Here is a 20,101-nt window from a genome sequence, read left to right as displayed (position 1 = left end):
ATGCCGGGCAACAGCCAACGCAAGGGGGCCGTGCGCAAGCGCGGCAAGGGCACGGGCAACACCGGCCGCACCGCCGGGTCGGGCGGGCGCGTCCGCCGCGGACTCGAGGGCAAGGGGCCGACGCCGAAGGCGGAGGACCGGCCCTACCACAAGGCGTATCGCTCCCGCGCGGAGAGCGAGTCGGCGATCTCCCCGAACCGCTCCCGCGGCCGCCGCAAGCCGCCCGGCGAGGAGCGCGTCCGGCAGAACACCAAGGGGGCCGGCGCCGAGTGGATCATCGGCCGCAACCCGGTCTACGAGGCGCTCCAGGCCGACCTCCCGGTGCGGCGGGCGTTCATCGTCGAGGGCACCGAACGCGACAGTCGCGTGTCGGACATCCTCAAGCTGGCGGCCGAGAAGGGGCTGACCCTGCTGCAGGCGTCCCGGCGGGAACTCGACAACCTGACCGGCGGCGCCGTCCACCAGGGCGTGGCGCTGCAGATGCCGGAGTACACCTACGCGCACCCCTCCGATCTGCTCGCGCAGGCGCTGGAAACGGACGAGCCCATCGTGGTGGCGTGCGACTCCATCACCGATCCGCGCAACCTGGGGGCCATCATCCGGTCGGCGGCGGCGTTCGGGGCGAGCGGCGTCATCGTGCCCGAGCGGCGCTCGGCGCACATGACGGCGACGGCATGGAAGTCGTCGGCGGGTGCGGCCGCGCGCGTGCCCGTGGCGCTGGCCGGCAACCTGAACCGGGTGCTCGGCGAGTACGCCGACGCGGGCTTCACCGTGGTCGGCCTCGCCGGTGAGGGCGACGTGGACATCGACGACATCCCCGGCGTGGACGGACCCGTGCTGCTCGTCGTCGGGTCCGAAGACGACGGACTGGCACGGCTGGTCCGGGAGAACTGCGATGTCCTCGCGTCCATTCCGATCAGCGCCGACACCGAGAGCCTGAACGCCTCCGTCGCCGCGTCCATCGCCCTGTACGCGATCGCCCGCGCCCGCGGCTGACCCCGCTGCAGGGGGGCTGTCGAAACAAGCAGGGGGCTCAGGCGCCAAGCGCCTGAGCCCCTGCTCTGCACAGCAGATCAGCCGCAGAAACTCACTGCTGCTTCGGGCACCCACGCCAGCGGCGTCCGGGAGGTGCACAGAACAGACGTCACCTTCGCCGGCTGCCCCTCGACGGGCTCTGCTGCCAAGGCCGTGCCGAGCGGCCGCGTCTCGAAGCCCAGCAGCGATGCCCAGAAGCCGAGGCCCTCGGACTGAACGAGCTTGGTGTCGTTGGGATCGAGGCCGGACGCCTCCGCGAAGTGCCGGAACGCCTCAGGTCGCCCCATCACACCGTCGATGTAGCCCACCTGCTGAGCCCGATCGGTGCCGAGGATGCCGGCGCCCACCTCTTCGGTCATGACGGTGCGCTCGATCTTCCGCTTCGTGGCCACCTGATCGACGAAGCTCACGTACTCCTGGTCGACCCAGGACTGGAACATGGCGCGCTCCTCCTCGGTGAGCGGCCGGTAGGGGTTGCCGGCGTCCTTGCCGCGACCGGCGGTGATGTACTCACTGCTGATGCCACCCGTAGTGGTGACGCCGCCGCCGAAGATGCCGCCGTCGAGCGCGACCACGCCGTTGTAGTACTGCAACGGGCCCAGGATGACGCCGACGCTGCCCACGAGTGATCCGTGATCGGCAAGGATCTCGTCTGCACCGGCCATGGTGTACATGCCGCCGGAGGCGGACATGCCCTGCACGTAGGCGAACACCTTGTGGCCGGTGCGTTCGCGGTAGCGGTCGATCGCGTCGGCCATGGCGCGCGACCCGTTGATCGAACCACCCGGGGTGTTGATCAGCAGCACCACGCCGCCGGCGTCACCGGCCTTGAGTCCGTCGAGCAGATCGGCCACCTCGTAGCCGTAGGTGCCGCCCATGAGGCCGGCACCGTCCGAGGCGTCCGCCATGATCGTGCCCTGCACCGGGATGGCGCGCAGCACGCCCTTCGCGTTGTCCGGGCCCCAGACCGTGCTGAGCATCTCGGCGTCCACCCGCTGGGTCGGGTTGGCCAGGGCGGCTCCGGCAGCGGCGAGGCTGGCGAACATGATCATGCTCATCACCGAGCTGATCACGCCGAGCACGAGCAACGCCGCGCTCAGCCCGAGGCCCACACCCGAGCCAATGCCGAATCCGTGGAGAAACCCACCCCGTTCGCGCGGGGGCTTCGGTGGCGCCAGCACCGCGCCAGGCGGCGGGGAAGGGGGGAGCTGCTGCGGCGGAAGGGCCTGGGATTGAGCGGGCTGGGGCGGAAGGGGCTGGGGCGGAAGGGGCTGGGGCGCCGGGGCGGGCTGCTCGGACATGGGAGCACCTTTCTGTCGTGATGCCTCCACCCTAGACACGGGCTGGCGTCCGCGGCGTCCTCCCACAGGTCAGCCGATGGTCGATCAGCGCCGGACCATCACCCAGCGGTTCTCCTTGTCGTTGCGCAGCAGCCAGCCGCGGCCGGGCACTTCGCCCACATACGACCGTTCCTCGTACTGCGCCCGCCAGACGACGTCGCCCGTCGACAGCGCGTAGCCGCGCAGCACGGGCATGCCGTTCTCGATCGTCATCGCCACCAAGCGGCTGCCGTCGCACGCGGTCGAAACGAGATCGCCCTCCTGCCGGGTGGTCCACGTCTGCGAGCCCCCCGCGAGCGCTTGCGTCTGAAAGACCCGCGGGTTGTGGACGCCGTCGTGCGTGACGAGCAGCCCGCCGCACACGAGCTGGGCCGGACCGGTGCCGCTGGACGCCACCGCTCCCGTGGGCTGGATCGCCACCAACGTCGGCGGCTCGGGATTGTCCGGGTCGGCGGGAGGGGTCACGACGCCGATCGTGGGCACCTGTGCCGACGGCACATCGCGCCCCGGGATCGTGGTCACCCGAGCCTTCACGGGAAACAACTCCTTGCCACTGGAGTCGTACAGCGTCGAGTCGTTCACGGCGTGCTGGACGCCGATCCGTCCGTCCGGCAGCACGGTTGCGTCGAGCCCGTCGGTGAGCCCGCCGATGCGGACGCCGGCCTCCTGCGTGCGCAGCATGGTCGGGGTGGTGGACCCCGCCGGTCCGGATGCCTGCGTGCGCACGGCGACGAGCGGCCCGACGCCGGTCAGCTCGGCCAGCGTGCCCGACTGCATGGGCAGCGTGGCGGTCTGCGTCCACAGGAGGGTGCCGTCAGTGCCGTTCACCCGGACGAGGGTCACCCCCACCTCGTGGACGCCCTCCCCGCCCGGATCGGACACACTCAACACGAAGATGGCACCGGACGCCGACACCCAGACGCTCGCCGGGGACTCCGCGCGCGAGAAGTGCGTGTCGGTGACCGACCAGTCCCCGAGACTGATCGTGAGCGCCTCGCGCTCCGACGTGAAGCACAGCACCGACTCGAGGCGGTCGTAGGCGCACGCGACGCGTCCGGTGACAGGACGCACCCACTCGATCGCACCGCTGGTGAGGTCGAGGCCACGCACGTAGCTCCGGTCCTCGGCTGCCGAGACGACGACGGCGAGATCGGCGTGAGCCGGCTGCAGCACCCCCGGGTAGAGGAACACGGGTGCCGCGACGCCCTGCGGCTGGAGGTCGGACACCGGCAGCGTCCACCCCTCCGACGGCGCGGCGCCGAGCGGAGGCAGCACCTTCTCGGTGGGCGCCTCGGCGGGCCGCGTGGGCTCGACGGGCTGGGGCGGCGGCACGAACCGGGCGAAGGCCTGCCAGAAGACGCCGAGCGCCAGGCCGATCACACCGACCGTGAGCAGGATGCCGACCAACCACGGCGCGCGGCGGCGCCGGCGCTCGTCGGCGAGCTCGGGACGATCGGGCGCGGCGACGGGCGCCGAGGTCTCGATCCGGCCGCAGTGGAGGCACGGTTCTAGCCCTCGAGCAGTCGGGATCCGCAGTGCGAGCAGAACATCGGTCTCCTGTCGGGGTGCCGCCCAGCCTAGAGGGGCGGCCGGACACTCTGCGAGCCGCATCGCACATCGAATAACCTGACCCCGTGACCGATCACACCGCCACTGCTGCGCATGCCTTCAACGACACCCTGAGCGTCATCGCCTCCGTCGAGCCGCGGATCGCCGACGCGATCCGCTCCGAGCTCGCCGATCAGCGTGTCTCGCTCAAGCTCATCGCGTCGGAGAACTACGCCTCCCTAGCCACCCTCCTCACGATGGGGAACTGGCTCTCCGACAAGTACGCCGAGGGCACGATCGGTCACCGCTTCTACGCCGGCTGCCAGCACGTGGACGCCGTCGAGGCCGTCGCCGCCGAGCACGCCCGCGAACTCTTCGGTGCCGAGTACGCCTACGCGCAGCCCCACTCCGGCATCGACGCGAACCTGGTGGCCTACTGGGCGATCCTCAACGCGCGCGTCGAGTCGCCCGCCCTGTCCCGCCTGGGCGCACGCACGGTCAACGACCTGACCGAGGCCGACTGGGAGGCGCTGCGCGCCGAGTTCAACACCCAGCGCGTCATGGGCATGAGCCTCGACGTCGGCGGCCATCTCACCCACGGCTTCCGCCCCAACATCTCCGGCAAGATGTTCCACCAGCGCAGCTACGGCACCGACCCGACCACCGAGCTCATCGACTACGACAAGCTGCTCGCCGACGCGAAGGAGTTCAAGCCGCTCATCCTGGTCGCCGGCTACTCGGCCTACCCGCGGCGGGTCAACTTCGCCCGCATGCGCGAGATCGCGGACGCCGTCGGTGCGGTCCTATTCGTCGACATGGCCCACTTCGCAGGCCTCGTCGCCGGAAAGGTGTTCACCGGCGAGGAGGATCCGGTTCCCTACGCCGATATCGTCGCCACGACCACTCACAAGTCGCTTCGCGGCCCCCGCGGCGGCCTCGTGCTCGCCACGAAGGAGTTCGCCGAGTTCGTCGACAAGGGCTGCCCCATGGTCCTCGGCGGACCGCTGTCGCACATGATGGCTGCCAAGGCCGTCGCCCTCGCCGAGGCGCGGACCCGCCCGTTCCGCACCTACGCCCAGGCGGTCGCCGACAACGCCCAGTCCCTCGCCGAGGGGCTGCTCAAGCGCGGTGTCCGGCTCGTGACGGGCGGCACCGACAATCACTTGGTCCTCTTCGACACCACCACGTTCGGCCTCACCGGACGGCAGGCCGAGTCGGCCCTGCTCGACGCCGGCGTCGTCACCAACCGCAACTCGATCCCGAACGACCCGAACGGCGCCTGGTACACCTCCGGCGTGCGCATCGGGACGCCGGCACTCACCTCCCGCGGCTTCGGTGCCGCCGAGTTCGACGAGGTGGCCGACCTGATCGTCGGCGTCCTCTCCTCGACGCTGCCCGTCACGGCCAGCAATGGGCAGCCGGGCAAGGCCAAATACACCCTCGCCGACGGCGTCGCAAGCCGCACGAAGGCACGTGCAGCCGAACTGCTCGACAAGTTCCCGCTCTACCCGGGCCTCGAACTCACCTGACCGGACCCGGCAACGGCGGACGCCCCCGGCCAACAGGCCGGGGGCGTCCGCGCGTGAGGGGGTGAATCAGCGTTCGACGAGGCTGCCCTCCAGCGTGGTGACGAAGTTGCGCAACGAGTCGGGCAGGTGCTGGAGGTGCCAGCCGGCGGGGCCGTGGTACCAGTCGAGCTCGGTCTCGTCGGTGCCCTCGTCGCCGTCGGTGGCCACGAGGCCGTCGATCCAGCGCTCGGTGCCGCCCAGCACCATCGCGTAGGGCAGCACTTCGCTCAGTTCGTGGTGCTCCCGCCCGTGGGGCATCTCGCCCGTGGGCGCGGTGAGCAGCTGTCCGCTCAGGACGCCGAGCCCCGCGAGGACAGACGAGCCCTTGGCCGTGCGGGCGGGCATCTCCTGGCCGATGATGCCGGCGCCGAGACTGAGGGCGATCAGCACGAGGCCCAACAGGCCGAACGAACTGAAGATCACGAGCAGGACGGCAAGGAGCACCGAGACGGCCAGCGCGATCCGGCTGCCCAAGGTCCAGATGTTGCGGGTCGCGTCCGGACGCCGCGCGAACCAGCCTCGCTCGACGACGTCGTCGTACAGCTCGGACTGCAGTTTCGGCAACGCACCGGTCACGTCGTGGCCCACGACGGACAGACGTCCGGGGCTGCCGCCGGGGGTGAGAACGTCGACCAAGGTGCTCTCATAAGGACGCAGGTTGCGGGGGTCGCCACGGCGGACGAACTCCCAGTCGGTGCGAGCGAACGGCGAGGTGCGCGGGAGTTCGCGGATCAGCAGCGAACCGTGGACGGCGAGGTCGACCACGGTGGCGGCCACGTCGACCGGGTCGACCCGCTCGTCGGCGAGCGTGCCCACCTGGCCAGGGCGGATGCCGTCGGTGACGACGAACTCGCTCTGCCCTGCCGCGACCGGCCGGAACTGGGCGACCACCGTGGGCGCTTCGCCCTCGCCGCGGGCGTCCTGCCCGAACCGACGGTGCGTCAGCCACAGGGCGGCCAGCCCGAGCAGGCCCACCATCAGAGCGCTGGCCAGCGGCAACGGCCGCACGGAGAAGGCACGGTCGAGCGACCACACGTTCTCGATCTGCGCGTTGCTCGCCACGACCGCCTCGGGATAGCGAACGATCACCTGGACGACCTCGCCCGCGCCGCGCGGTCCGTCGTGGAAGGTGGGAACCTGCTGGTCGTGCGTGCCACCGGTGAACCACGTGCACGACCCCGGACTGCTCGGCGCACCCGCCGCGCAGTCGATCATCGTGAACGGGCCGGGCCCCTCGACCGTGGCCTCGAACGTCTCTACCGGCACGTTGAGGCCCTGCAGGAAGCGCCACGAGACAGTGGTGGTGTCGTCGGTGCGGATCGCCGCCCCGGTCACGGTGTAGCTGAGCGTGACGGGGACCGTCGCGTCGGGCACGGTCACGACCGTGTAGCCGCCATCAGGGGTGGAGACAGCCCCGGCGTCGGTGCCGTCCGCCGTCGTGGCACGCACGTCGGCGATCGTGAACCGGTAGCGGTGCCCGTCGTTCGTGTCGAGGGTGGCCGCGAAACGTTGGACGAGGTCGCCCGACGCGCCGTCGGGGGTGATCGTGGCCTGCACATGGATCGCACCGGCGGCGTCCACCTGCGCGGCGACGAGGTAGGACGAGACGCTCGTGACGGCGGCGGCACGCGGCGCTGCACCGAAGGCGAGCACCCCAGCCGCAAGCACGAACGCCGTGAGGAACCGGCGCGCGGCGAGCTGATGTCTGGTCACGCCACGAAACTACCGCACTAGTCTGACAGTGTGAGCCAGCAGCCGAGCCCGTGGCCGGGCGCCCCCGTGCGCTACAGCCAGCCGCCGCAGCCGCAGCCGTACGGACGTCCGCCCTACCCGCCAGCTCCTTGGCCACAGCAGCGCGCGCCCTGGCCCGGCCCGGCGACCCCGATCCCGCAGCAGCCACGGTGGTCCGCGCCGCCGGGTCCGTGGCCCGCGCCGCAACCGCCGCGCCGCCGCGGAAGCTGGCTGGGGCCGGTGCTGGCGACGGTGCTGATCATCGCCGGCATCCTCTTCGCGGCGTCGCTGCTGCGAGGCCTGCTCGACGCCGGCACGCGGCCGACCGGCGGCACATCGGGCGGGGGCGGCGGCACCGGCAGCCAAACCACCACGACCGGCACCACCTATGCCAACGAGGACTACACCCCGCCCCCCGCTGACCTGAGCCCCTCGTCACTGCCCGGGCCACGCACCCTGAGCGCCGCGGAGCAGCTCGTCACCGACAACCCGCTCTACGCCCAACCCGTCGTCACCCCGACCAACTGCGCCATGGGTCCGCTCGACATGGTCAACAGCAGCCGCGGCGCCATGCAGACGCACCTCAACGACCTCATGGGCTGCCTCATGCGGGTCTACGACGAGCCCGTGACCCAAGCCGGCTTCGAGATGCCCCGACCGCCCGTCACCGTCTACGACCAGCCGATCACCACCGCGTGCGGCGACTTCAACGAGGTCAACGCCGCCTACTGCAGCGGTGACCAGCGGATCTACTACGCCCGCCCGCTCCTCGAGGCGCTGGGCTCCGGGGCCAGCACGACCGACTACGCGGCCGAGACGATCCTCGCGCACGAGTTCGGGCACGCCGTGCAGGCCCGCACGGCCATCCTCATCTCGGAGAAGGTGCTCGAACAGCAGGCAGGCACGGAGGCCGCCGCCATGGACTACTCCCGCCGCACCGAGGTGCAGGCCGACTGCCTCGCCGGCCTCTACGTGGGCTCGGTGGCACAGAGCCAGGGCCTCGGCAACGCTGAGCTCGCCCGACTGTCAGGCCTCATGTACAACCTCGGCGATGACGTTCTCTCCGGCCAGACGGGTTACTCGGCCAGCCACGGCACCGGCGACGCGCGACGCGCTTGGTTCGAGCGTGGCGTCTCGACGCCAAGGATCGGCACCTGCAACGCCTTCACCGCCAGCGCGGACGCCGTGCGCTGATCATCCCCGAGCGGGGTGCACCAGCGCCGTCGCGATCGCCGCGACGCCCTCGCCGCGGCCCGTGAGGCCCAGCCCGTCTGTGGTCGTCGCCGCCACCGACACAGGCGCACCGACGGCGTCCGAGAGCACCCGCTCGGCCTCGGCGCGCCGGGAAGCGAGCCGCGGCCGGTTGCCGATCACCTGGATCGCCACGTTGCTCACCTCGAAGCCGGCCTCCCGGACGCGGCGGACCGTCTCCGCCAGGAAGGCCACCCCGGACGCCCCGGCCCACTGCGGGGCGGCGGTGCCGTAGTTGCTGCCCAGATCGCCCAACCCGGCCGCCGACAGGAGCGCATCGCACGCGGCATGAGCGGCGACATCTCCGTCGGAATGGCCGGCCAGCCCGGCAGGCTCGTCTGGGAAGTGCAGGCCCGCGCACCACATCGGGACGCCCTCGGCGAGGGTGTGCACGTCGGAGCCGATGCCGACGCGCATCAAGACAGCTTCCCCCGAGCGACCAGCGTCTCGGCGATCACGAGGTCGAACGGCTCCGTCACCTTGAAGGCCTCTCGGGAGCCCTCGACGAGGGTGACCTCGTGACCCAGGTACTCGGCGGCGGCCGCGTCGTCGGTCACGACTTGACCGGACTCGGCGAGGGCGTCGTGCGCCTCGGCGAGCACCGCGCGCTTGAAGCCCTGCGGCGTCTGGACGGCCCGGAGGGCGGACCGGTCGATGACGACGGACGCCTCGTCCACCAGTTCGCGGATGGTGTCGACCACCGGCACGACCGGGACGACGGCGTCCGCGCCCTGCCGGACGGCGTCGATCACCCGGGCGACGACCTCGGCCGGCACGAAGGCGCGGGCGGCGTCGTGGACGAGGACGACCTCGGCGTCCTCGAGAGACCCGTGGAGCGTGATCAGGGAGATGCCGTTCGCGACGGAGTGCTGGCGCTCGGCGCCGCCCGGGACGATGCCGCACGGGATGGGGGCGTCGGCGAGGGCGGCCTCGAAGGCGCCCTGGGTGCCATCGGCGACGACGACCACGGCGGCGTCCACCCCACCGGCGGCCAACTGGGTCACCGAACGGGCCACGAGAGGGACGCCACCCACCTCGCGGAGTGCCTTGGGCACATCGCCGCCGAGCCGTGAACCCGAACCGGCCGCCACCACGATGGCGACGACCGGCACCTCACGCGTGGCGTGGGTCATGTCAGGAGGCGAGCACCTCGTCGAGGAGCACCTCGGCGCGGTCCTCGGCGACCTTCTCGGCCAGCGCCAGCTCGGACACGAGAATCTGGCGGGCCTTGGCCAGCATCCGCTTCTCGCCGGCCGACAGGCCGCGCTCGCGTTCGCGACGCCACAGGTCGCGGACGACCTCGGCCACCTTCATCACGTTCCCGGAGTGGAGCTTCTCGAGATTCGCCTTGTAGCGGCGCGACCAGTTGGTCGGCTCCTCGGTGTGCGGCGCGCGCAGGACGTTGAACACGCGCTCGAGACCGTCGGCGTCCACCACGTCACGAACGCCCACCAGGTCGAGGTTGCACGCGGGGACGCGCACCACGAGATCGTTCTGTCCGACGATGCGAAGCACCAGGTAGACCCGATCCTCGCCCTTGATCGTCCGGGTTTCGATGTCTTCGATGACGGCCGCACCGTGATTGGGGTATACAACCGTTTCGCCGACAGTAAAAGCCATAATTCCGCAGTCCCCTTTCAGCCCTGCCATTCTAGCACGCCCATGAGACCCCGGTTCCAGCAAAGACTGGTAGCCAACGGCACTTAAGACTCTTGACAAGGGCCGCATGGGTGTGCGTCGTGACGGGCGGCGCGTGCGTTCGTTATCCTTGCGCCGACACCGTCGAACGCACCTGAGGAGCCCCGATGCGCCGCACCACCTCTGCCCGCCGAGCCGTCCGCGTCCTCGTCGCCGGTCTCGGGGCGGCCCTGGTGCTGACCGGCTGCGGCTTCGACGCGCAGACCCTCCAGCCGTACACCCCCTCCTTCGGCACCAATGTGGACGCTCCGGGGGTGAAGGTGCGGAACCTCCTGGTTGTCGCCCAGCCCAACGGCGATGGGGTCGTCTCCGGGTCGATCCTCGCGGCCGAGGACGACCGACTGACCGACATGACGGCCGTCCCCCTGCTCGCCGACGACAGCGACGGGGAACCACTGAGCATCCGCGGCGACCGGGTCACCCTGCCGGCCAACCAGTTGGTCGTCCTGAGCGATCAGGAGAACCCGATCGTGCTCTCCGGAGACCTGGGGACGGACACGAATGTGCGGGTCACCCTGGTGTTCGACTCCGGTGTGACGGCCGAGGTGGTCGCGCCCGTCGTATCCTCGGAGAACCCGGTGTTCGCCACCGTCACGCCCGCACCGACGCCCACTCAAGCGTCGTCGCAGACTCCCGGCGCCGCGCAGACGACCGGGGCGCAGACGACCGCGCCGGCCACGGCCACGCCGACCCCCTGACCGCCCGCGGCCCAGGCGCCGAGAGCCCCGGCCTCTTGCGTCGCCAGACCCGACGGATCAGGCGTTGAACTTGTAGCCCAGCCCGCGCACGGTCAGGAGGATCTGCGGGTTGCCCGGATCGGTCTCGATCTTGCCGCGCAGGCGCTTGACGTGGACGTCGAGGGTCTTGGTGTCGCCCACGTAGTCGGCGCCCCACACGCGATCGATCAACTGCCCGCGCGTCATGACGCGCCCGCTGTTGCGCAGCAGCATCTCGAGCAACTCGAACTCCTTGAGCGCCAGGCGCACGGGCTCCCCGTCCACGAACACTTCGTGCCGCTCCACATCCATCCGCACGCCGGACGCCTCGATCACGTCGGGCAGCAGCTCGGCGTCCTGGCCGCGCCGCAACACCGCCCGCACCCGGGCGACGAGCTCGCGGTGGCTGAAGGGCTTCGTCACGTAGTCGTCGGCCCCCAGCTCAAGGCCCACCACCTTGTCGATCTCGGCGTCCCGAGCGGTCACCATGATGATCGGCACCGACGATCGCTGCCGCAGCCGCCGGCACACCTCGGTTCCGCTCAGCCCGGGCATCATCACGTCGAGCAGGACGATGTCCGCCCCGTGCCGGTCGAACGCGGCCAACCCCTCGGCACCGTCCGCGGCCGTGATGACGTCGAATCCCTCGCGCGTCAGCATGAACTCCAGCGCCTCGCGGTAGCTCTCCTCGTCCTCGACGATCAGAACGATGCTCATCCCTCCCCCTCCCTCTCGGGTGCCTTCGGCAGCGTGACGGTGAACGTGGAGCCGCTGCCCGGCTTGCTCCACACGGTGATCGACCCGGAGTGGCCGCTGACGATCTCGTTCACGATGGACAACCCCAGCCCGGTGCCCCCGTTCTCGCGGCTCCGCGCGTAGTCGACTCGGTAGAACCGTTCGAAGATGCGTTCGCTGTCAGCAGGGGCGATGCCGATCCCGTTGTCGGAGACGGCGATGGCGACGCCTGCGGCGTCCGGCTCCGGTCGGGTGGTGACGACGACGCGACCGCGGGCGTCCGAATAGGCGATCGCGTTCTGGACGAGGTTCGAGACAGCGGTGGCGAGCTGGTCCGCATCCCCGATGACGCGCAGCCCCGGGACGCCGCCCGTGGTGAGCGTGATGGCGCGGCGCTCGGCGAGGGACCGGTTCCGGTCGAGCGAGACGGCGACGACCGCGTCGACGTCGACGGGCTCGGGAGCTGGCACGTGCCCCTGGAGCCGCGACAGGAGGATGATCTGCCCGACCAGCGCGGTGAGGCGGTCGATCTCGGTGCCGATGCGGCCGGCGAAGCGGCGGACCGCGATCTGGTCGTCGCTGGCCTGCTCGATGGCCTCGGCGAGCAGCGAGACCGCACCGATCGGCGTCTTGAGCTCGTGGGTGGCGTTGGCGAGGAAGTCGCGGGTGGCCTCCTCGGCGCGCAGGGTCGGGAACCGATCGTCGACGACGCAGAGGACGTGATCGTCGTCGAGCTTGAGGACGCGGGCGGCCAGGTGGCGCGGGGTGCGCCCGGCGCGGTTCAGGTGAAGCTCGGTGTCGGCGGCGACGCCGGTGCGCCGCACCTCTCGGACGAGGTCGAGCAGGGCAGGGATGCCGACGCGGTCGCCGCGGACGACCCCCTCGGTGAGGGCGGCGGGATTGTGGGCCACGATGTCGTCGCTGCGCCCGATGACGGCGGCCGCCGACGACACCGCTTTGACGACCTGGCGGAGGTCGTCGGTGCGCCGCTCCGGCAGCGCGGCGGCGGGAACTGCGGGGGCGGGACGCCGCCGGCGTCCGTACGTCAGGACCAACGACGCCACGAGGGCGCCCACCAAGGCGCCGAGGAACGCGGCGAGCAGTGGATCCACACTGCGATCATAAGGGCGTCCGCCGCGCTGTCCGACCGGTGGGGGCGCCCCCGCACCGGCACGCCCGGCGCGCCGCGCCCAGGGTTCACGGTAAGTTCATCCCGAGGTGGGCGAGAGTTTCCCGACGGGCCTAGGGTGTGGGCCGGCGCGGGCGCGCCCGGGATGTCGAAGAAGGAGCAACCATGGATCCCCGACCCATGCGGGAGAGCTACCACGAGGCCCTCGGCAGCGTGGTGAACGACCTGGTCGCCATGACCGGGCGCGTCCAGGACGCCGTGAAGGGCGCCACGCGGGCGCTGCTGGAGGCCGATCTCGAGGCGGCCGAGCAGGTCATCAGCGACGACAACGAACTGGACCGCCTCCACGACGAGGTCGAGAACCGCTGCTTCGTGATCCTGGCCCGGCAGTCGCCCGTGGCCGGCGAACTGCGCACGCTCGTGGCGGCGCTGCGCATGGTGGGCGACCTGGCGCGCATGGGCGACCTCGCCGCGCACGTGGCGAAGATCGCGCGCATGCGCTACCCGAAGCACGCGGTGCCGGAATCGCTGGAGTCCAACTTCGGCCGCATGTCGGTGCTGGCCGACGAGATGGTCGAGATCGCCGGCCGCACGCTGCGCGAGCGCAACGTGCTGGACGCCGAGAAGATGGCCGACCACGACGAGGAGATGGACGCCCTCCGCACGAGCCAGTTCCAGGAGTTGCTCGACGACAACTGGTCGCACGGCGTCCAGTCGGCCGTCGACTGCGCGCTGCTGGGCCGCTACTACGAGCGCATCGCCGACCACGCCGTCCTCATGGGCAGCCGGGTGATCTACATCGTCACGGGCCTCCACCCCGAGGGCGACAACTGGACGATCGCCTGACCCTTCTCCTGACTCCCCCGCCGAAGCGACGGGAGGAAAGGCGCAGAGCAAGAGCCGCGGCCGGGGTGACCCCGACCGCGGCTCTTGAGCGTGCAGGCTACTTCTTGCCCTGGTTCTTCACCGCTTCGATGGACGCCGCCGCCGCCTCGGGATCGAGGTAGCGACCACCCTTCGTGGTGGGCTTGAAGTCGTCGTCGAGTTCGTAGAGCAGCGGGATGCCGGTGGGGATGTTGAGGCCGGCGATGTCGGCGTCGCTGATCTCGTCGAGGTGCTTGACGAGCGCGCGGAGGCTGTTGCCGTGCGCGGTGACGAGGACGACCTGCCCCTTCTCGAGGTCGGGCTTGATGTCGGACTCCCAGTAGGGCAGCATGCGCGCGACGACGTCCTTGAGGCATTCGGTCTGCGGACGCTCGGCCTCGTCGATGTCGGCGTAGCGGGCGTCGTTGAACTGGCTGTACTCGGCGTCCTTCTCGAGGACGGGCGGCGGGGTGTCATAGCTGCGCCGCCAGAGCATGAACTGCTCCTCGCCGTACTTCTCGAGGGTCTCGGCCTTGTTGAGACCCTGGAGGCCGCCGTAGTGACGCTCGTTGAGGCGCCACGAGCGGGAGACGGGGATCCAGTGCCGGTCGCACCCGTCGAGGGCGAGGTAGGCGGTGTGGATGGCCCGGCGCAGCAAGGAGGTGTGCAGCTTGTCGGGGAGGAGGTCCTCGGACTTCAGGAGCTCGGCAGCCTTCTTGGCCTCGCCGATGCCCTTCTCGTTGATGTCCACGTCCACCCAGCCGGTGAACAGGTTCTTCTGGTTCCACTCGCTCTCGCCGTGGCGCAGCAGGATCAGCTTGTACGTCATGCGGCTGAGCCTAGCGGCGGACGCCCTCGCCCACAGCCGAGTGGGCGGGATCGCTCGGGTTCATGTGCCGCGCCCGCGGCGCCGTCCGGAAATCTGATCTCACCGGGGTCGATGCAGCTGAAACGCCACACTGACACGTTACGGACGCATCGACCCCGGTGAAATCAGATCGGCCGGTCGCGCAGTCGGGTCACGGCCGCCAGCGAACGGCACCCTCGGCACACATCGCGAAGCGCAGCCCGGGCGGCCGGGCGCAGTACACGTCGAGCAGCGCGCGTTCCCCGAGCGGTCGGCCGAGGTCGACGGTGACGGCGACGGCGTCGTTGCCCGGACACGTCCGGGGCTGGCCGGGGGGCAGCGGGGCGACGTCGGTGCGGATGAGGAGTTGGTCGTCGGCCCAGGCGAGCACCGGGGGCAGCACCTCGCCGGTGACGCCACCGGAGCACTCCACGCGGGTCACGAGCAGATCCAGCGAGGTGGACGCCGCGGTCACCGCCGCCGGGTCGGCCAGCACCCACGAGCCCGGCGAGCCGACGGCGTCCGGAAGCGGGGTGTGGACGTCGGGCCACGCCGGATCGGTCGGGGGCAGCGCGGCGAGCACGTCGGCGTCCAGGTGGTCGTGCAGCGCGTCGTAGACGCGCGTGTAGGCCAGGCCTCCGTCGGCGAGGCGATGGACGCCGTCGGTGCCGTTCACCTCCACGGCGTCGGGAAGGAGGCGAAGGGGCGGGTCGTCAGGGTTCGGTGAGGTGACGACGAGGCCGCGGAAGCCCAGCCCGCCCGGGGTCGGTTCGGCCGGAGCGCCTTCGCCGGCGGCCCGCTGATCGGCCACGAGCAGCCAGAGCTCCTCGGCGACGCCCGGCTCCAGGGGCAGCACCGGGTTGTCGCGCCCCGAGAACAGATCCACCTCGACGCGGTAGCCCGCGGCCGCCCCAGGCGTGGCCACGCGGTCGTGGCGCAGCAGCCACCACGCGCCCACCACGAGCGCGAACACGGCCACGCCCACCACGATCTCGACCCTGCGCCGCGGACTCATACCTCAGGAACGCCGCCGGGCGGCCGTGCGTTGCGGAGCGGCCAGCACGTCGGCCAGGTCGTAGCTCACGGGCTCGTCGAGCTGGGCGTAGGTGCAGGAGGCGGGCTCCCGGTCCGGACGCCAGCGCACGAACTGGGCGGTGTGCCGGAAGCGGATGCCCTCCATGTGGTCGTAGCGCACCTCGACGACGCGCTCGGGGCGCAGCGGCACGAACGACAGGTCCTTCTTGGCGTTCCACCGCGAATGGGCCGCGGCCGTGGGCGTCCGCGGGAACGACTGGTCGCGCAGGTCCTCGCCCGTCTCGGCGGGCTCGGCCCACGCCCAGGGGTGCTGGTCCCACCCGCTCACCAGGGACTGCAGTTCGGCGAACAGCTCGCGACGCCGCGCCATGGGGAACGCGCCGATGACACCGACCGAGTTGAGGGTCCCGTCGTCGGTGTACAGGCCGAGCAGGAGCGAGCCGACGGCGTCCGTCTCGTCGCGGTAGAGGCGGTAACCGGCGACGACGCAGTCGGCCGTGCGCTCGTGCTTGATCTTCCACATCACGCGCTTGTCCTCGGCGTAGGGCTCGTCCATCGGCTTGGCGATGACGCCGTCGAGGCCCGCGCCCTCGAACTGGGTGAACCACCGCTTCGCCTCGGCGCGGTCGGCGGTGGCGCGGGTGAGGAAGACAGGCGGCTCGGCCGCGGCGAGGGCCTGCTCCAGGGCGGCGCGACGCTCGCGGAACGGCTTCTCGGCGTAGTTCGTGGAGCCCAGCGCGAGCAGGTCGAAGGCCACGAAGCTGGCCGGGGTCTGCTCGGACAGCTTCTTGATCCGGGACGCCGCCGGGTGGATGCGCTGCTGCAGCAGATCGAAGTTGAGCCGGTCACCGCGGGGGTCGACCAGGATGATCTCGCCGTCGATGCAGCACGGGTCGGGGAAGTTGGCCTTCACCGCCTGGACGATCTCGGGGAAGTAGCGGGTCATCGGGCGCGTGTTGCGTGAGCCGAGCTCGACCGCGTCGCCCGAGCGCCAGATGAGGGTGCGGAAGCCGTCCCACTTGGGCTCGAACAGCACGTCTCCTTTCGGGAACTCCTTCACCAGCTTCGCGAGCATCGGCCCGAAGGGCGGGACGATCGGCGTCCCCCACTCGGCGTCCCGCTCGGCCTTGGGAGCGAGGTAGTCGTCGTCGGCGCGGTCGGCCTTGCGCTTGCTGGGCGGCACGCGCGGCGGCTCGCCGGGCATCTTCGGGTAGTCGGGTGGGAAGTTGAGCTCGCCGAGACCGCGCTCGAGGTCGGCCTCCCAGAGCGCGAGGGCACCGGTCGCGTCGCCGACGTGGTCGTCGATGCTCGCCCACGCACAGCCCCGTTCGGCGACGATCCCGGGGGCGGTCCAGACGGTGTAGCGGGCGGGGTCGGCGTCCGTGAGTTCGTCCCAGGTGAGGGGCATCGAGACCGGCGCGCCGGGCAGCGGCCGGGGCGAGTAGGCGCCGGCGATCGTGCGGTCGCGGTTGGCCTGGTTGAAGTCGACGAAGACCTTCTCGCCGCGCTCCTCCTTCCACCAGCTGGTGGTGACGAGGTCGGGCAGGCGGCGCTCGAGTTCGCGGGCGATGCCGATGACCCCGTGCCGGACGGCCTGGAACTCGTGCGTCGGGGCGATGCGCGCGTACACGTGGACGCCGCGGTTGCCGGAGGTCTTCGCGACCGCCGTGAGCCCGACCTCGGCCATCACCTCCCTCAGGACGAGGGCCGCCTGCGCCGCGTCCGCGAAGCCCCGGCCGGGCTGGGGGTCGAGGTCGATGCGCAGCTCGTCGGGGTTGTCGAGGTTCGCGGTGCGCACGGGCCACGGGTGGAACGTGATCGTGCCCATCTGCGCCGCCCAGGCGAGGGCCGCCGGCTCGTCGAAGACGAGTTGGTCGTGACGCCGCCGGCTCGGGTAGGTGCAGGTGACCGTGCGGAGAAAGGCGGGTGCGCCCCGCGGGGGCCGCTTGGAGAAGAACTCCTCGCCCTCGATGCCCTCGGGGAACCGCTGCAGCGTCATCGGCCGGTCACCGTTGAGGGCGAGGAAGGAGTCCGCGACGGCGAGGAGGTAGGCGGCCAGGTCACGCTTCGTGATCGCGGCCCCCGCCGACGTCGCGGGCCAGAGCACCTTGTCGGGGGAGCTCAGCTTCACGGCGCGCACGCCGTCTGGGCCCGGCACCTCGAGCGTCACGTCGTCTGCAACCATGGGCACATCCTGCCCGGAGGAGGACGCCCCGGCCAGAGCGCGCGGTCTCCGCCCCCTGCAGATCGGACCGCGGCCCCGGCCCCACTGCCCGGGGCCTACCGTGGAGCCCATGGACAGGGACGCGACGCCGCCGCGCAAGCGGACCGGGCGCCGCCCGGGCAAGCCGGACACGCGCGGCGAGATCCTGGCCGCGGCCCAGGCGGTGTTCCTGCGCGACGGCTTCCACGGCGCCTCCCTGCGCGGCATCGCGCGGGAGGCCGGCGTGGACCCGGCGTTGATCCACCGCCTGTTCGGCGACAAACGCGCCCTGCTCCTGGCCACGGTGCGGGCCGGTTTCGACCCGCTCGACATCATCGACCGCCTCGTGGCGGGCGGCCCGGACCACCTCGGCGTCCGCATCCTCATGTCCGCCACGGGCGTGTGGGAGTCCCGCATGGGCCGCGCGTGGGTGGAGGCGGTCTCGCGGACGCCCGGCCTCGTCGCCGTCATGGTCGGCTACCTCAACGACCCGATCACCGAGGCCGGCAAGCGGCTCCTCGGCTTCTCCGAGGCGGAGGCGCGCCTTCGCGTGGGCGTGATGGAATCGCTCATGGTCGGCCTCGTGACGACCCGCTACGTGGTGAGGCTGGAGCCCATCGCCTCGCTGCCCCGCGAGGAACTCGCCCGCGTCTACGCACCCATGCTCCAGCACGCCATCTCCGGCGACCTCGGGCCCACCCTGACCCGCGCGCAGCAGCGCCAGCCGTAAGTCACCACCCCGCGGCCCGAGCTGCTCCGAACACGGGGAATGTTCCCTCCAGAAAAGTCATCGCCCTTTGCGGAACAAGCGCGGCGCCGAGCACGCTGGCCCCATGCAGCAGCCCATCGGAGCGATCGCGGCCCTCGTGGCCGGCGCGATCCTGCTCTCCGGCTGCACCCCGGACGACACCCGCCACGCCTCCGGTTCGGTCGACGTCCACACCGCCGCCGTCGCCGCCCCCGCCCTGCTGGCGGTCACGCCCGACCCGGATGCCGGCTTCTCCCCCACCGCCGCCGAGCCTCGCCCCGCCGCCGCGGTCGTCGCGGCCGTCCGGGTCACGGACGCCGCCGCGCTCGGCACGCATGTCCGCGCCGGCGAGGCGGTCGCTCATGTGGACGGGGCCGCTCAGGACGCCGCGCTCGCCGCGGCCCGCGCGGACGCCGACCTCGCCGCCGCCCGGGTCACCCTGCTCGAGAGCCAGGCGGCCGAACTCGCCGACAAGCGCGCCCAGGCCCGCAGCAAGCGCGCCGACCTGCTCGACGCCATCAACGCCCTGACCGCCAAGCGCCCCGAACTGGTGACCACCCGCGACGACCTCGTCGCCCGGCGCACCGAGGTGCGCGCCACGATCGCCTCCCTCACCGCTCGGCAGGCCGAGGCCCGGGCGGCGCGCAGCCAGCTCGCCGCCCGGCGCGATGCAGCCGCCCAACTGCCCGACTCCCCGCAGCGGCAGGCCGCGACGGCCCCCCTGGAGGCCGCGCTCGCCCAGGCCGACACCGGCCTCGGTCAGCTGGACGCCGGGCTCACCCGGGCCCGCCAAGGAGCCGCCCGCCTGCAAGCGGGCATCAACCAGGTCGTCTCCGGGCTCGCCACGCTCGACACCAACCTCGCCACCGCTCGTGACGGGCTGGCCCGGCTCAACGACGCCCTCGCCGAACTCGCGGACGCCGCCCGCGCCGTCGACGACGCCCACACCCTCGCCGTCATCGCGGTCACCACCGCCGGCCACGCCGTCGCGCGCGCCGAGCAGCAGGCATCCCTGGCCACGCTCGTCGCCCCGGCGGACGGCATCGTCGTCGCCACCACGCCGACCGGCACGGTCCTGGCCCCCGGCGCCCCCGTGGTCACGATCCGCCCAGACGCCGTCGCGTCCGTCACCGCGTGGCTCGGCCCGGACGCCGCCGCCGGCCTGTGCCCCGGGCAGCCCGTCACCGTCACGACGGACGGGGGCGCGACCCGCGCCGCGACCGTCGCCCACCTCGGCGTCACCACCGACTACCCGCCGACCACCCAGGCCACCGACGGCGTGCACCTCACCCGCGCCGTGGCCGTCACGCTCACCCTCGATCCCGCCGCCGCACCCTCGCCCGGCGCCCCTGTCGACCTCACCTGGACCCCCTGCGAGAAGGACTGACCATGGCCGAACGCCGCCGCCCTCCCCTCCCCGTCATCGTCGTCGCGCTCCTGCTGCTGACCGGCGGCCTCGGCTGGTGGTGGTGGTCGACCACCCAGGCCCAGGCCGTCGACCCCAACCGGCTGTCGGGCTCGGTGGAGGCCACCGTCTACACCGTCGCCCCGGCGATCGGGGGCCGCGTCGCCGAGGTGCTCGTTGCCGAGGGGGACGTCGTCCACGGCTACGACCCCCTCGTCCGGCTGGACGCCACGGCCCTCCAGCTGGCC

General features: G+C 71.8%; 19 protein-coding genes. 8 read left to right on the top strand and 11 right to left on the bottom strand.

What is annotated here, in order from left to right; translation table 11 throughout:
* Positions 1–996, top strand: a complete 996-nt coding sequence (gene rlmB, locus Q1K57_RS04785) for a 23S rRNA (guanosine(2251)-2'-O)-methyltransferase RlmB (protein ID WP_300079551.1) — start codon at positions 1–3, stop codon at positions 994–996.
* A 77-nt stretch (positions 997–1,073) separates the two neighbouring features.
* Here rlmB and Q1K57_RS04780 read toward each other — a convergent pair whose 3' ends face one another.
* Entirely contained in the window at positions 1,074–2,147 is a 1,074-nt protein-coding gene (locus tag Q1K57_RS04780; protein ID WP_300079549.1) for a S49 family peptidase, read from the bottom strand.
* A 273-nt stretch (positions 2,148–2,420) separates the two neighbouring features.
* Positions 2,421–3,986, bottom strand: coding sequence for a hypothetical protein (locus tag Q1K57_RS04775; RefSeq protein ID WP_300079547.1), 1,566 nt, complete (start codon positions 3,984–3,986; stop codon positions 2,421–2,423).
* Positions 3,987–4,009: 23 nt separating this feature from the next.
* Between Q1K57_RS04775 and Q1K57_RS04770 the strand changes: the two genes are divergently transcribed.
* A complete protein-coding gene (locus Q1K57_RS04770; RefSeq protein WP_300079545.1) occupies positions 4,010–5,452 on the top strand; it encodes a glycine hydroxymethyltransferase in 1,443 nt (480 codons plus the stop codon).
* A gap of 66 nt (positions 5,453–5,518) precedes the next feature.
* Here Q1K57_RS04770 and Q1K57_RS04765 read toward each other — a convergent pair whose 3' ends face one another.
* Complete coding sequence (locus Q1K57_RS04765) at positions 5,519–7,204, bottom strand: DUF2207 domain-containing protein (RefSeq protein WP_300079543.1); 1,686 nt, start codon at positions 7,202–7,204, stop codon at positions 5,519–5,521.
* Positions 7,205–7,234: 30 nt separating this feature from the next.
* On the opposite strand from Q1K57_RS04765, the gene Q1K57_RS04760 reads away from it, so the two are divergent.
* Positions 7,235–8,416, top strand: a complete 1,182-nt coding sequence (locus Q1K57_RS04760) for a neutral zinc metallopeptidase (RefSeq protein ID WP_300079541.1) — start codon at positions 7,235–7,237, stop codon at positions 8,414–8,416.
* Here Q1K57_RS04760 and ispF read toward each other — a convergent pair whose 3' ends face one another.
* From ispF to Q1K57_RS04745, 3 genes are read right to left on the bottom strand one after another with little or no spacing between them, the layout of a single operon-like run.
* Complete coding sequence (gene ispF, locus Q1K57_RS04755) at positions 8,417–8,890, bottom strand: 2-C-methyl-D-erythritol 2,4-cyclodiphosphate synthase (protein WP_300079538.1); 474 nt, start codon at positions 8,888–8,890, stop codon at positions 8,417–8,419.
* Positions 8,890–9,606: a 2-C-methyl-D-erythritol 4-phosphate cytidylyltransferase gene (gene ispD, locus Q1K57_RS04750; protein ID WP_300079536.1), complete on the bottom strand. Its 717-nt coding sequence runs from the start codon at positions 9,604–9,606 to the stop codon at positions 8,890–8,892. Before ispD ends, ispF begins: the two co-directional genes overlap by 1 nt.
* Position 9,607: 1 nt before the next feature.
* The gene (locus tag Q1K57_RS04745) at positions 9,608–10,093 is read right to left on the bottom strand and encodes a CarD family transcriptional regulator (RefSeq protein ID WP_300079534.1); all 486 of its coding nucleotides are present in this window, start codon (positions 10,091–10,093) and stop codon (positions 9,608–9,610) included.
* 185 nt (positions 10,094–10,278) lie between these two features.
* Between Q1K57_RS04745 and Q1K57_RS04740 the strand changes: the two genes are divergently transcribed.
* Positions 10,279–10,869 (top strand): hypothetical protein, encoded by a 591-nt coding sequence (locus Q1K57_RS04740; protein ID WP_300079532.1) that lies wholly within the window; start codon positions 10,279–10,281, stop codon positions 10,867–10,869.
* A gap of 57 nt (positions 10,870–10,926) precedes the next feature.
* Here Q1K57_RS04740 and Q1K57_RS04735 read toward each other — a convergent pair whose 3' ends face one another.
* Together Q1K57_RS04735 and Q1K57_RS04730 are read right to left on the bottom strand one after the other, a co-directional pair.
* Positions 10,927–11,604 carry a response regulator transcription factor gene (locus Q1K57_RS04735; protein WP_300079530.1) on the bottom strand — a complete coding sequence of 226 codons (678 nt, stop codon included), beginning with the start codon at positions 11,602–11,604 and terminating at the stop codon, positions 10,927–10,929.
* The gene (locus Q1K57_RS04730) at positions 11,601–12,734 is read right to left on the bottom strand and encodes an ATP-binding protein (protein WP_300079528.1); all 1,134 of its coding nucleotides are present in this window, start codon (positions 12,732–12,734) and stop codon (positions 11,601–11,603) included. Before Q1K57_RS04730 ends, Q1K57_RS04735 begins: the two co-directional genes overlap by 4 nt.
* 197 nt (positions 12,735–12,931) lie before the next feature.
* Here Q1K57_RS04730 and phoU point away from each other — a divergent pair, with 197 nt between their 5' ends.
* Positions 12,932–13,597: a phosphate signaling complex protein PhoU gene (gene phoU / locus Q1K57_RS04725; RefSeq protein ID WP_300079631.1), complete on the top strand. Its 666-nt coding sequence runs from the start codon at positions 12,932–12,934 to the stop codon at positions 13,595–13,597.
* Between the two features lie 97 nt (positions 13,598–13,694).
* On the opposite strand, the gene Q1K57_RS04720 is transcribed toward phoU, so the two are convergent.
* From Q1K57_RS04720 to Q1K57_RS15680, 3 genes are all read right to left on the bottom strand, one after another.
* A complete protein-coding gene (locus tag Q1K57_RS04720) occupies positions 13,695–14,444 on the bottom strand; it encodes a phosphoglyceromutase (protein WP_300079526.1) in 750 nt (249 codons plus the stop codon).
* A 190-nt stretch (positions 14,445–14,634) separates the two neighbouring features.
* The gene (locus tag Q1K57_RS04715; RefSeq protein ID WP_300079524.1) at positions 14,635–15,477 is read right to left on the bottom strand and encodes a hypothetical protein; all 843 of its coding nucleotides are present in this window, start codon (positions 15,475–15,477) and stop codon (positions 14,635–14,637) included.
* Positions 15,478–15,480: 3 nt separating this feature from the next.
* Positions 15,481–17,682, bottom strand: coding sequence for an ATP-dependent DNA ligase (locus Q1K57_RS15680; RefSeq protein WP_366525331.1), 2,202 nt, complete (start codon positions 17,680–17,682; stop codon positions 15,481–15,483).
* 109 nt (positions 17,683–17,791) lie between these two features.
* On the opposite strand from Q1K57_RS15680, the gene Q1K57_RS04700 reads away from it, so the two are divergent.
* From Q1K57_RS04700 to Q1K57_RS04690, 3 genes are all read left to right on the top strand, one after another.
* On the top strand, positions 17,792–18,430 hold the full coding sequence (locus Q1K57_RS04700) for a TetR/AcrR family transcriptional regulator (protein ID WP_300079522.1): 639 nt from the start codon (positions 17,792–17,794) through the stop codon (positions 18,428–18,430).
* Positions 18,431–18,533: 103 nt separating this feature from the next.
* Complete coding sequence (locus tag Q1K57_RS04695; protein WP_300079520.1) at positions 18,534–19,835, top strand: HlyD family efflux transporter periplasmic adaptor subunit; 1,302 nt, start codon at positions 18,534–18,536, stop codon at positions 19,833–19,835.
* Between the two features lie 2 nt (positions 19,836–19,837).
* The coding region (locus Q1K57_RS04690) for a biotin/lipoyl-binding protein (protein ID WP_300079518.1) at positions 19,838–20,101 on the top strand (264 nt) is incomplete at its 3' end.

It is taken from the genome of Propioniciclava sp. (genome assembly GCF_029977985.1).
Taxonomy (GTDB): Bacteria; Actinomycetota; Actinomycetes; order Propionibacteriales; family Propionibacteriaceae; genus Propioniciclava.
This window is presented reverse-complemented; position numbering and strand designations above follow the sequence as displayed.